Genomic DNA, 13,425 nt, shown 5'->3' on the forward strand with positions numbered 1-13,425 from the left:
ATTTATAAATCATAAATCATAATGAAACCATTTTATTATCTTTCTGACTTTCCCGAACGTAAGAACGCGGGACAGAATTTCGTTGCCGAATGTCCCAAATGCGGGAAAAAACATCTTTCAATTTCTAAAAAGACCGGAGCCTTTCATTGCTTCTACGCCGGATGTGACTTCAACGGAAAGCTGAAGGACTTCTGGGAAGAACGGCCGTACAGCGATTCATCGTTTACCGGCAATACTGGCGGAAACTATGCAGGAACTAACAAGACTGCCCGTTATTCCTGCAAAGGGAATGACGCTGCCAGCGGCAATAATTCAACAAGTAGCGGAAAAAGCACATCGGAAGTACCCATGATTCCCGAAGATTATAAAAAGCTCTCACCCGAAGTATTTTCCAAAATCAAACCCTTGACCAATGATCCGGAAACGAATGATCAGGATCAATTGGCAGCCAGACGATATCTCGCAGACCAAGGTATTTCGTTAGAGAAAGCCATCAAAGCTCGTATCGGATGTCTCACACACCGCTGCTATGGCAAGGACGATGAGAAAAAGTCCACCGGAACCCAGTATCACTGCATCGCTTACGTAAACTATGTGAACGGACAGCCAGTAAATGTCAAATACCGTTCGTGTGATCCGTCAACCATTAAAATTACAAGCGATGAAAATGCAACCGGCACAGAAAATCCCGTCTGTTATACTAAATTCTGGAGTCAGGACTCACCAACCACCCCTTGCGCACCTTACAATATCGACTGCATCAATCCGCTGCGAGTATCCGAAGACCACATCCCGCAACTGATTGTCACCGAGGGCGAAAAAGATGTACTTACCCTGCAAGAAGCCGGTTATCCCTATGTTATCAGCGTACCCAACGGTGCTGCCAGCGATTTAGCCAAGACCTTTGAAGCCTTTGAACCCTGGTTGGATCAAGTACGAGACATCGTGATATGCGGAGACCGGGACTTGCCCGGACGTACACTCATCAAACATCTTACCGACTATTTCGGAGCCCGTTGTCTGCTCACCATCCTGCCCGGCGACTGCAAGGACATATCCGATGTACTTGCTACCTATGGCATCAATGTGGTGCGCGAAATCATCGAATCGGCAGAGCCGCAACACACCTCAGACATCATCACTGTAAGCGAACGGACTAATGAAATTCTGGATGCTCTGCATGGAGAATATGACCACGGCTACGACGTGGGATACGGCCCATTGACGGATCACATCTTTCATCCCACCGATCAGGGCGGACTGATAATCACCACCGGGAAGCCCAACAGCGGAAAGACCGATTTCCTGAATGACCTCACCTGCCGGTTGATGGCAAAAACCGGACGTTACGTCTGCTATCTATCTTTTGAAGTGCCGGATAAGAACAAGCATATCGCCCACCTCATCCAGTTGATGTTGGGCAAAGTAAACACAGCCAATTACACCCGCGAGCAGCTACAACCCATAGTTAGTTTCCTGAACACACACATGGTGCACCTCGACCTGCATGAAGTCTCTCCCACCCCGACCAACATCATTGCACGGGCAGACAGGGTACGACGAACAGCTCCACTGAAATATCTGATTATCGACCCGTACCTCTTCATGGAAATGGAAACGGGACGCTACAGCACCGAAACGCAAGCCATAAAGGCCATGCTAACGCAAATGCAGGCATGGGGACGCAACAACAACATCTGGGTAATCATCGTGGCACATCCACGCAGTCTGAAAAAGCAGAACGGAAAAAACGAACTGGAAGACATAGATATGTACACCATTTCGGGAAGTGCCAACTGGGCCAATCTCGCCGATTTCATCTTTTCCATCTCCCGAATCAAGGAACAGGACCGGAGTTACACCCGACTCGATATGCTGAAAGTTCGCGACCAAGACCAGTGCCAGACAGGAAGCGTACTGTATGTTCGTCAGACTTGCGGACGCTACGATGAACGTGAATCAGAAGAACAGATCGTGACTGAAGCACAAGGCAAAATCATGACCAAAGACCGGAATCCTTGGCTTGAAGAAGTTGGAGAAGTTGAGAATTGAGAGTGAAGGTATTTGTACTTGCGGCTGCAAAGGCAGACGCTTGCGGCTCTGTCAGCCAACACTTGCACAAGTGAACGGCAACGAAGCCGCAAGTATAAAACTCTCAATTCTCAACTCTCCACTTCTTCAAGGTCTTCCCAAATATTCAAAAATCAGGCCGACTTGCTTAGATGTAAAAATCTGCTGGGTCGGTCTATAGCCGGTTGCCTGCAAAGCGGAATACAACGCTTCATTAAAACGTATCCAGCGAGACAAACGGTTAAGCGCGGAACGCTCTCCGATTTCGGGTGCATAAGCACGCGCCAATTCACTCTTGGAGTAAGGGCGCACCGGCCATTCTTCAATGGCAGCATCCGATTCCTGTTCACTCACATTTTTCTTCATTTTCCGATAACTTTTTAGATTCTTTATATGCTATAAAAGTACTAAAAAGTCATCAGATAACACTCATCCTGAAGCAGGTTTATCACCGCTCAATGTCACTCATTTTCACACCTCTCAGAGGTTGTATCTTTGACTTGTCGGAAAGAAGAAAAGTCCTTCTCCGACAAAAGTCTAATTTTTAATTATTAATTTTTAATTCATCAATTATGCCACTGAATTACAGTATTGCAATGCTCAAAAATCCTCAAAAGCAGGACGAAGAGCCCAAGGCTTATGCCAAGTCACAAATCACCGGAGAACTGACTCTGAAAGAGTTGGGACAGCAGGTAGCAAGCCAGACCACCGTTAGTAGAGCGGACGTAGCCGCCGTAATCATCTCCACTGTGGAGAATATGATTGGAGGCCTGAGAGCCGGCAAACAGGTGGACTTCGGAGACTTGGGAAAATTCCGGTTACAAATCAACAGTCGTGCGGCAGACACGGCCGAAAAATTCACGGCTGCCAATATTACCGGAGTAAACATCCAATTCGTTCCCGGAGAGGACCTGAAGGACATCTTTGCCGGAATGAGTTTCTCACCCGTACCTACACGTGCTGCAACGCGTGCATTGCTCAAAGCCCAGAAGGCAGGGCAAACCACCGTAGATATTTCCGGTTCCTCAAACTCAGGCGGAAAACCTGATGGCGGTGGCGACACCGGCGGTGACGGAGGTATTGAAGATGATCCGTTGGGATAGGATCTAAAGACGCAGCCTTCAGAAATTAAAAATGAAAGAATTAATAATGAAAGGCTGCGCTGCCAATCACTTATCACTAATTACTTATAACTAATAACTAAATTACAATTCACATGGAAAAAAAATCAAAATCAACCTGGAGTGTTATCATCAAAGTTGTAATTGCCGTGGCTTCTGCTCTGGCAGGAGTACTCGGCCTTAATGCCTGCATGGCATAAAGGCATGAAAGCAGGCAGTTTTTATCAGAACTATCGGGAGGTACGCCTCCTGGTAGTTCATTGTTCGGCAACACGCTGTGACAGGAATTTCTCCGTAGAGGCTCTTCGCCGTTGTCATCTGGCAAGAGGTTTTGCAAGCATCGGTTATCATTTCTATATCACACGTGACGGTGAAGTACACATCTGCCGTCCGGTTCATCAAATCGGGGCCCACGCAACGGGGTGGAATGATAAAAGTATAGGTATCTGCTACGAGGGCGGACTGAATGAAAGTGGGCAACCGGCTGATACAAGGACGTATGCTCAGAAATGCTCGCTACTTGATTTACTACGACAGTTAAAAACGGATTATCCGCAGGCGAAAATACTGGGACATTATCAACTCAGTAAATCTGTGCATAAAGCGTGTCCGTGCTTTGATGCAAAAACAACATACAGTGATTTATAAAACGTAAAACCGCATATTTCATTATATAGGTAGGGCTGTCTTAGTGCAATCCTACCTATATTTATTTACTAAGTTAAGCTATCATTTTCCAATCTTATTAACATAGTAATCAACGCTGCAAACACTCTGTAGCAATGATACGCGTGAATTTATTAGCTCCAACAATAGAAAGGTGGCAGGAATTAAAAAAATCCTCTTCCACAAAACGATCATCATTGATGTAATTATAGTATTCCAACATTGGATTCACTGATTTCATGGAATCTATGCAATCTGACATTTCTTTTAATCCTTTGGGAGTTGTTAACTCCAGATATGTTTTATAACAAGGAGTAGAAACCACTATTAGTGTCACATGAGTATCTTTGCAAACCTTAGCTATTCTTTTCATACACGATATATTCTCAGCTAAGGCAAGGTCAGCATTCGAATTCTTATAATCAACTTCAAAAGGTAATTTTTCTGTTTGCCAAGTCAAATTGCGCTTTGCTATATCCAAACCTTCAAAACCTAATGTATCGCAAATTCCACTTGCAAAAAAGTTTTTCGATGAAGAGAAAATCCTTCGCCCATAATTCAATTTTGAATGAAGCAGTTCCGACCAATAAATGCCCGAAATGTCGTAAGGGATATTCATATACTTCTCATACATACATTTATAAGAAGATGCATAGTCTACATCTTTACGATGAATGCATAGATAACGATAGCTTGAATATTGAAAATTATATCCTAAAGGCCATATTACGTATTGAAGATTCTTTAGTTGAGGAATGTAACGTTCTGCCAAAACCGCATCATAGTAAGTAGTCCTGCCTTGATTTGACATATTGAAGGCTCCAATATCTAAAAGTTTAGGATTTATACCGTTTGCGACATGAGAATGGCCTAAAATAAGTAATTGTATATCTTCGCTATGTTGTTCTACATATTGTTTTTTGTAGGAGTATTCATTCAGAACAGTCAATAAATACAGTTCTATCCCCGCACAGACTAACAAGAGGAGTAACGCAAACAGCGCCCCTCGCTTCATAAATTGCTTCATTATTTAGTTAGAATTGAAAATAAATAAAATCAGTTTGGCCACCTGCAAAAAGGAGAACAAATAGTATAATCGTAAAATAGATTATCCATCTCACTGGAGTATAAAGTAATATTCCCTTCCCAGTAATCTGCAATGCGTGTTGCTTGTCACGTTGAAACCACTCTACGATGACAAGAAGTACTATATAAAGCAAGGCTGACTTTCCCCATCGTATGGAAATATCCAGTAGTGATGATGAACACATTCTACCAAGATAATCCCATGCCTGACCTATATTCTCTGCCCGAAAAATAATCCAACCAATCAATGCAAGCAGGAAAGTGAAAAGCATCTGACCAAACTCTTTCACAGAAGGTAAGAATCGTCCGGCAGCTACACTGTTTGTATATTTCCGATTCTTTCCCCAAAGCATCAGTGGGAAGAAAAGCAGTGCATGATAAGCTCCCCAAGTAATAAACGTCCAGTTTGCACCATGCCAAAACCCACTGACAAGGAAAATAATTAGTGTATTTCTCATTACTTTCCAACGTACACAACGACTACCACCAAGAGGTATGTAAATGTAATCACGAAACCAGGTAGTCAGTGAGATATGCCAACGACGCCAAAACTCTGCAATGTCACGTGAGAAATAAGGAAAATTGAAATTACGCATCAGATTGATACCAAACAGACGCGCCGTACCAATAGCAATATCCGAATAACCGGAGAAGTCACCATAAATCTGAAATGTAAAAAAGAATCCCCCCAACAGTAGTGTGAATCCGGATTGATTGGAATAGTCTCCCCAAATCACATTGGCGGCTTCGGCACAGTTGTCCGCCACTACTATTTTCTTGAAGAATCCCCAAAGCATTTGCCGACAGCCATCCACGGCTTGTGCATAGTCGAATGTGCGCGACTTGTAGAACTGTGGCAACAGGTTTGTGGCACGTTCAATCGGTCCAGCCACCAACTGCGGAAAGAAGCTGATATAAGCAAAAAAGGCAATAATATCTTTACAAACCGGTAGTTTCTTTTGATAAACATCAATGCTGTAGCTCAATGCCTGAAAAGTATAGAAACTGATACCCACGGGTAAAAGAATATCTAACGTCACCCAATCCACTTGCCAACCTATATTACGGAACAGAACTGCAAAATTTTCCGCAAAAAAGTTGTAGTATTTGAATACACCAAGAATAGAAAGATTTAGTATGATGTTAGTACCACTGACAGCTTTCTGAATCTTTCGTCGTCCTTCATACTGAACAATGAGCCGCCCACTGATATAACTAAAAAACGTGGTAAGGGCGATAAGTATCAAAAAACGCCAATCCCACCAACCATAGAACACGTAACTGGCAATTACCAGAAAAAGGTTCTGCCACTTCAATCGTTTAAATACAAACCAATAGAACAAGAAGACTATCGGTAAAAAGAACAAGAATTCAAAAGAATTAAATAACATCTTTTTTTAGATTGAACTATTAGTTATAATCATGCATAAATCACTTATAAGTAGCAAAAGGCACATTTTACGAGCAAACATTAAGAATAACTACACCACGTAAAACCTCAAACCATGCTACCCGTTCTTTCACTTTCCTAGCATTTTCTTGATAACTTCTTTTCCTCTTTCGCCCACTATTCTTTTCACCGTATTCTTCAACACTCCTGTGGCCGATACATTCAGGTTATTTATTATTCTTATAGCCTCACTCTCATCCTCATTATCAGTGAACACCTCAAACAACATCGGATGTTCCGTCACATCAGGGGTAAGGAAACGCTCAAGATTCTTCAAATACTCTTCCTTGCTATCAGCCGATAAATATTCATATCCCAAATCCTCGGCATAATGCTTTACCAAACAGTGAGACTTATTACCATAGTGCCCCCCTGCCGCTATAAATCTGTCTGCTTCTTCTCCAAAAGCCGAGCCAGAATGTATGTAATTACGAAATTCTGTGCCTTTACCATTATTCACCAATAGTATACGAATATTTCGACCTACATGCCGGTTACCAACCACATTCATGTCATAGAAGAAAGCAAGATCACCTGCTACACAGAAATACAACTTATCGAGATGCGCCAATGAAGCCCCTATGAACGAAGATATATAACCGTCAATGCCGAATCCTCCTGTATTGGCATAGCCATACACCGTATCAGGAATATCAAAATAATTCCATGTACGCAATGTATTAAGAATGCCGAGAAAAAGTACACTGTTTTCCGGAATCCGACACGCTGTCTGCTGAGCAATCCAAACATTAGAAAAAGGAAGTGTATCAGGAACTTTTGCCCATGTAGCCTTCAACTCATTCATGCAAGTATCTAGATATGTGTGATGTAAAGTGGACGGATTATTGACATAATGTTCGAAAAATGTCTGTTCTTTCATTTCGAACACACAGGTCAGTTTATGATAAGTATCCCGTAACTCTCCATCCGGATTGACACGCCAAACAACCTTGGGACGCATAGCGATATATCCTCCGGAGATTTCACCTATATGTACCAACAAATCAATATCAATCAAACTGCAATAAGCTTTTTCCTGAGAAGAAAGAATAGAAATAGGTACACGATATTTGCCCTTATATCCACTTGTATGATCACAGAACACCACCGCATCGTATGTTCCGCAAAATGCATCAAGTGCAACTGTTTCAGCCTCTGTAAACTTTTGGTGAGAACCAATGAAAACGGCAATCCGACCTTCGAACAATTCAGGGTATTCATCATTTGCACAGATGCGCTTAATCATGTGTGCCTTTGGTAATTCTCTCACCGAATAATCACAGCTATAAGTTGTTTCCAAATTTAAATGAACAGGTCCTCCTCCACGGTGGTGAAGTTCCAGTAAAGCACGATTTATTTTCACCGTATTACTCCATTCATCCCTATCGTTACAAGTAGCAGGAATATATTCACTTAGTAATGCTACATCATTTTGCATTTGGCGGCGATCAATAACTTGGGCGATGTGATGACCTATCCGGGTGATATCTTGCGTACTGGTCACAGCTAACACAGGCAATTTGCGGTAATAAGCCTCTGTGAGTCCCGGCAAATAGTTACGAGAAGCTGTTGCACCCGTACAACTTAACACAACTGGTTCGCCCGATTCTGCTGCCAAGCCGCAGGCAATATATGCAGCACTACGTTCATCTACGGATGAATAAAGTTCAAAATAACTATCCTGCTGAAGACTTGCAACAAACGTTATGTTTGTTGCTCCCGGAGAAAGCACACATTTTTTTATACCGTGCTGTTTCAGCAAAGAAATAAGTATTTGTATGCTGCGTTCATTGCTATAATATTTTCCGTCCATATACTACATTGGATTTTAAAATGAATAATCTACGTCATCGAACGTCACGACTCCTGCTCCACCAGTCATATAAACGATGTCACCAACAATAGTACGTCCCATATCGCTCACCAACACGACTGCCATATTGGCTATTTCGCACGGCATAACGAAACGTCCGGAAGGAATTCGGGAACGAGCGATATTATCCGTATCATCGCCCAGCAGCATCGGCGTAGCAGTCGGCCCCGGAGCTATACCATTGACCACTATCCCGTATGGAGCGAGGGACTTCGCTAAACCAAGAGTCAATCCTCGTACTCCCCACTTGCTTAAGGCGTAAGCCGAAGTAGCTGGTCGCAAACTTGATGATGATGCTATGTTCAATATATTGCCACGTATGTTGTTGTCCTTCATGTAGCGTGCCACTTCTCGACTGAGGTAGAAAACACCTTTAAGATTGGTATCGAGTACAATGTCATAGCACTGTTCCTCTGAGTCGGCACCGAGTATTCCGGCATTATTCACGAGTATATCGATTTTACCCAATGCCTGCGTTATTCGTCGCAAATTCTCATGCAACTGTGTAACCTTGGAATTGTCCATCTCAAAGCCTAAGATTCGACACTCGTCCACACCACATACCTGCCGTAACTTCGTAACGGCTTCAGTGGCACTCATAGCACGACGGCTCGTTATGGCCACTGAAGCACCAGCCTTCAGGAAAGCTTCAGCAATGGCAAAACCAATGCCGCTTGTCCCCCCTGTCACCAATGCAAAGCGTCCTCTCAACAATTCGTTCGGAGCTAATTCCGTAATATTAGCCACAGTCATTGGAGCAAATAAGTTCATCATTCGCCTAATGTTTCTCTTCAGAAAAGTCTTCACTGCCATATTTATTGTCTATGGATATAGAATATTTATTGTACAACTGTACCCCCAAAACTCATTGAACAGTTTCACATGTACCCTTTCCCTGTAATTTTCAGGAACACAATCTTCACATAATGCGGATATCTGTGAAGTTTGAGAATTCTCGGCACATTGCTAACGAACCGAGCCCTCTTGGAATATCTCTTATACCCTACCTTCTTGAGCCAGTGCAGTAACTTATCACAGCACGGATAAATTGTAGAATCATCGATTGAATCCACAATGTCCCAAAGCCAACACAAATTCCGATCATGATAGCGATAGGAACGTACAAGGCGCGAAAAGTTCTTTTCATTGAAGTTTGCAAACCCCCAATCCACAGGGTTTTCGCCCGCACACAGTATATTAAGCTGCGTCCTCACGCACTTGGTACATACACAGCACTGCTCAGTACTGTCAGCGAAGCAGGTCCATAGCCTTGTCTTTTCACCACGTGCAATGCACCACTCCAAGATATTCTTCACCTTTCGGGAACGACGCGTATAAAGCCCATCCTGCTCCCCGAAAAAGACACCAGCGAACCTAATGGAATCCGACAATTCCGGATTCGCGCCATCCAAATTACTAGCGAGATTATCCTCCAACTGCTCAAATGCAGAACCCAATATCAGGTTACTTATGCCCATGGCATAAGCGAAAGGTGCAGCAGAAAGAATATTATTCAAGTATTTTATGCCAAACCATCCATCAAAAAGAAATGCCTCGCTGTTAAGAATAAAGGAATTCTTCAAGTCGTACTGTATCCTCGCATCATCGAAAATATTCACAAGAAAATTGTTTGTGATCAAAAGCCAATCACTTTCTGAAATGGCGGAGAACTCACGTATAAGCTGTGACTTGGCATTAAGAAAATCCCACCCTGAGTTTTCTTTTTTAGTCTTTTCCACGCTCTCTATACTTGGCACACTCACAAGAACACTTCTCTTTCCAAGATTGTCTATCCCCGCATGTAGTGCATCAACACCTCCCGAAAAAAAGACAATATTGTCGAAACGGCTTTCGGGCATTTTATTCTCTACGACGGTTTTAGCCGTCACTTTGCCACGCCATTCCTCTTTGAAAGGACCATAAATTTTAGAATAAGCGGCATAAATTGTAGAGAGGTCATCGTAAAGCGTCTTGTCTATTGAAGGTACGACAAGTTTCACACCATAAAACCATGTCACAGGTATCAGGTAAAGTGTAACGGGCAGTGCCAGTATTGATTCAGGAAGACCTTCCGGAGAGAAACCGAAGCTTTCCGCATTATAATATTTCACCCACGCCTCAACCTTCTCATTTTTAAGGAGATGTAATCCCGTATGGTCGTGTATCTCGTACTTGATAGTGTCATCCACTGCGACAATTTTCGTAATTTCAATTGTTTTAGTCATAATCTGTTTCTCCTAATATATTTTATTTTTTATCGTAAATGACGATATCAAATCTTACTACAAACTTTTTCCTTCAGGAGTTTTTTCACATAAAGCCGCTCCCTCTTCGCCATACCGATCACGAATACAGCCACGCAAGTAAAAGTCGCTATCGCCAGAGTTCTCACGACAAAAATACCTATAAACGGAGTATCCTTCCCGGGCAAGACATAAACGAAAAGTGCAGAAACAAGGAATACTAACAATGACGGCAATAAGCACTCCCTAAAAAAGCGGGCGATGGGAAAGGAATATTTCGAACGCGAGTGCAAAAGCAGCGCCACAAGTACGAAAAACTTAAATATAATATTGAGTACGAAAACTGATTCGACAGCCATACCAATCTTCAGGCACACATACGAAGCGATGAAATTTCCCAAATAGATAAAGGTCAGCACTATTTCGAAAGACTTTATTTTCCCCTGTGCCAAAACGCCCGTAGTAAGTGGACTTACGAAACATTCAATGAGCGAGTACAAAAGAATAAGCACGATGAAGTTCGTCGTGTGAGCAGGGACATCAACGAGCCATACCCCAAGTACATAATCAATGCCGGCACAAAGTGGAAGAAGGATTATCAACAGGATGAAAAAACCGAACTTCTCACTTCGGATTATAAGAGAGTGCATAGAATTCAAATCTCCGGCAGCGCAGTTCTTGGTGATTTGTGGGTTAGATGCAATCATGAAATTGGAAACGAAACTATACACGGCGGCATTTACTTGCATCGCAATTCCCTGCGCAGCATTCACCATCGGACCACCGAACAGATTCAAGAGCACGCTACTTCCTTGTTCCTTCAAAACGACAACACCATTGCCTAGAAATGCCCAACCGGAAAATGCAAACATTTTGGAAAGCAGTTTCTTATCGAATCCTCGGACAAAACGGCACTCTTCAAAATTGCGTTTGCAATAAATAGTATAAACGCTACGAACAATCAAAGAAACCACTACCATACAAAAAGCATAAAGCATTAATTTGTCTGATGATGTAACCATGAGCAAATAAGCCACTAACAACTTTAAAACGATCTCCAGAATACTGATATAGGCAAATGCCTTCATCTGCTCACGGGCAATAATCAATGCATTGTAAGGGACACTGAGTAAATTGATAAAGAAACTCAACGTGGAGAATAATAGCACGTAGAGTGCAACGTCCAAGCGCTCGGAAGGTATCACCATCTTATTCTCAACAAACCATACTCCAAACGTGGCTATCAACAAAGAAATAATTAGCCCTATAACAACCTGTATGACAAGCGAAGAGGAGAAAATCCGTTGCAAACGGAAAGTAGTGACATCCGGCTGCCCCATCTCATAAGTTATAAAACGACTGATGGCTACAGATAAGGCACCGGATAAGATACTAAACATGGCCACGAATCCACCTACCACATTGTAAATACCATAATCCTCTTCGCCCAATGCAGCAAGTATTACACGAACCGTATACAAACCTACCGCCATTACCAACAATTGCCGGATGTAAAGGAAAAAGGTATTCTTTGCTATACGCTTGTCGTTATCGGATACGGACATTCAGCATTAATTTTTAATGATTAGCTAGCGCTCTATTTTGGCGTCATCCAACATAGCGCCTTGCTTATATATACTTTTTGCCATTATAACAGACCTATCCTTATCTATTTCCAAATACCAAAACTTTCAATATCATTTTGAAAATAATCGCATCATGCCCTCCCACGTCAACACAGGCACTACAGCGTTTTATCTGTAACATCAATCATATGAATGGGAATATAAAATTCTGACCAACTCACTCTTCAGGTAAGCCGGCACACATATCAACTGCGATAAAATGATGCAGTACCAAAAATAAAAAAAGATTATTAGAACTGAGTTATCAATCTGTCAAGCGTGACCAACAATTTACGTATCGGCTCTAACAAAGGAAATACATCTTCACGTGCAAAATCAAAGAAATCATTATAGTCACCTGTTATGCTTTTTCTTTTCTATAGGCAACAACCGCTTGCATGTCTTCCGAACCAAAACTCATAACAATTGTATCCCTTCTTCTTTTACATTATGAAAAAATGGTGTAAAATGATACTTCAACCAGTCTTGCATGGTATATAGTATCGGACTTATACATTCATTTAATACCATCCCAGCTCAACTAATGGATAAGAAACATTATCGTAATCTTTAGTCTCAATCTTCGGCTTATCCCAAAGAATAAGTATATCCCAATCCGAATCAACACATGCATCGCCTCGCGCCTGTGAACCATACAAAAAAGCATGTCCACCTGAAGGAAGAACGTTCTGCAACGTATTATTTTATAGAGTGTAAGATGTCAGTCTTTACCGGATTCATAACAATTAAATACTCATTTTACACAAAGATAGACTTTTATCCCCAGAGAATATTTCTTTACAACAAATCAACTTCCTCAAAAGGATAAGGATTCTCCTCAATATATTGCAATTCCTCAATAATCTCAACTTGCTCCAATGTCAATCGGGAAGTCTCCCAACTTGAAATTATAGCATGCGCTTCCTCAGCCAATTTTTCTTCATATACTTCACCATAACAATAAGTCAGCAGACGAACTTTCAGAAGCGAAGGCTTTAGTGTGGGAAGCACTGCAAAACTACGGTCCAGAACCTTCTGAATATATTCCTGTTTATGGCCATTATCGTACATAGTGGCATTGAAAGCCACTAAAAGCCCCAGACAAAGTTCGGCTTCAGCTTCAGGAGTAGAACCATGCTTTCCATACGAGTTCAGGGCCGATTCATAAACATCACGATTCAGACGGGTGAAATCATCGACATAAATCGGACGGTCATCCTGCCCCAGAGTGAGAAGACTGTGAGCCAGGGAAAATAAGGATGAAACTTGATCACTCATATATTTAATTAAG

Annotated in this window: 12 protein-coding genes and 1 pseudogene; 4 read left to right on the forward strand and 9 right to left on the reverse strand. The window is 42.1% G+C overall.

The window, feature by feature from the left end; genetic code table 11:
- The first annotated feature begins 21 nt into the window (after positions 1–21).
- On the forward strand, positions 22–2,052 hold the full coding sequence (locus DW036_RS07335; protein ID WP_118462511.1) for a bifunctional DNA primase/helicase: 2,031 nt from the start codon (positions 22–24) through the stop codon (positions 2,050–2,052).
- Positions 2,053–2,178: 126 nt separating this feature from the next.
- On the opposite strand, the gene DW036_RS07340 is transcribed toward DW036_RS07335, so the two are convergent.
- A complete protein-coding gene (locus tag DW036_RS07340) occupies positions 2,179–2,436 on the reverse strand; it encodes a DUF4248 domain-containing protein (protein ID WP_118462512.1) in 258 nt (85 codons plus the stop codon).
- A 206-nt stretch (positions 2,437–2,642) separates the two neighbouring features.
- Here DW036_RS07340 and DW036_RS07345 point away from each other — a divergent pair, with 206 nt between their 5' ends.
- From DW036_RS07345 to DW036_RS07350, 3 genes are all read left to right on the forward strand, one after another.
- On the forward strand, positions 2,643–3,173 hold the full coding sequence (locus DW036_RS07345; RefSeq protein WP_118462514.1) for an HU family DNA-binding protein: 531 nt from the start codon (positions 2,643–2,645) through the stop codon (positions 3,171–3,173).
- A 113-nt stretch (positions 3,174–3,286) separates the two neighbouring features.
- Complete coding sequence (locus DW036_RS25485; protein ID WP_022394077.1) at positions 3,287–3,391, forward strand: smalltalk protein; 105 nt, start codon at positions 3,287–3,289, stop codon at positions 3,389–3,391.
- Positions 3,392–3,395: 4 nt separating this feature from the next.
- On the forward strand, positions 3,396–3,839 hold the full coding sequence (locus DW036_RS07350) for an N-acetylmuramoyl-L-alanine amidase (RefSeq protein ID WP_118463181.1): 444 nt from the start codon (positions 3,396–3,398) through the stop codon (positions 3,837–3,839).
- Positions 3,840–3,948: 109 nt separating this feature from the next.
- On the opposite strand, the gene DW036_RS07355 is transcribed toward DW036_RS07350, so the two are convergent.
- The 8 genes and pseudogenes from DW036_RS07355 to DW036_RS07390 form a co-directional block, all read right to left on the reverse strand.
- Positions 3,949–4,884 carry a hypothetical protein gene (locus DW036_RS07355; RefSeq protein WP_147401440.1) on the reverse strand — a complete coding sequence of 312 codons (936 nt, stop codon included), beginning with the start codon at positions 4,882–4,884 and terminating at the stop codon, positions 3,949–3,951.
- Between the two features lie 7 nt (positions 4,885–4,891).
- Positions 4,892–6,334: an MBOAT family protein gene (locus DW036_RS07360; protein ID WP_118462518.1), complete on the reverse strand. Its 1,443-nt coding sequence runs from the start codon at positions 6,332–6,334 to the stop codon at positions 4,892–4,894.
- Between the two features lie 129 nt (positions 6,335–6,463).
- Positions 6,464–8,206 (reverse strand): thiamine pyrophosphate-binding protein, encoded by a 1,743-nt coding sequence (locus DW036_RS07365; protein WP_118462519.1) that lies wholly within the window; start codon positions 8,204–8,206, stop codon positions 6,464–6,466.
- Between the two features lie 15 nt (positions 8,207–8,221).
- Complete coding sequence (locus tag DW036_RS07370) at positions 8,222–9,079, reverse strand: SDR family NAD(P)-dependent oxidoreductase (RefSeq protein ID WP_118462521.1); 858 nt, start codon at positions 9,077–9,079, stop codon at positions 8,222–8,224.
- A gap of 65 nt (positions 9,080–9,144) precedes the next feature.
- The gene (locus tag DW036_RS07375) at positions 9,145–10,491 is read right to left on the reverse strand and encodes a hypothetical protein (protein ID WP_118462523.1); all 1,347 of its coding nucleotides are present in this window, start codon (positions 10,489–10,491) and stop codon (positions 9,145–9,147) included.
- A gap of 47 nt (positions 10,492–10,538) precedes the next feature.
- Positions 10,539–12,074: an oligosaccharide flippase family protein gene (locus DW036_RS07380; RefSeq protein WP_118462525.1), complete on the reverse strand. Its 1,536-nt coding sequence runs from the start codon at positions 12,072–12,074 to the stop codon at positions 10,539–10,541.
- Positions 12,075–12,551: 477 nt separating this feature from the next.
- Positions 12,552–12,875 (reverse strand): annotated as a pseudogene (locus DW036_RS07385) (nucleotidyltransferase domain-containing protein).
- Positions 12,876–12,932: 57 nt separating this feature from the next.
- Positions 12,933–13,412, reverse strand: a complete 480-nt coding sequence (locus tag DW036_RS07390; RefSeq protein WP_118462526.1) for a UpxZ family transcription anti-terminator antagonist — start codon at positions 13,410–13,412, stop codon at positions 12,933–12,935.
- Positions 13,413–13,425: the final 13 nt, after the last annotated feature.

Source organism: Bacteroides sp. AF39-11AC, from assembly GCF_003474285.1.
GTDB lineage: Bacteria > Bacteroidota > Bacteroidia > Bacteroidales > Bacteroidaceae > Bacteroides.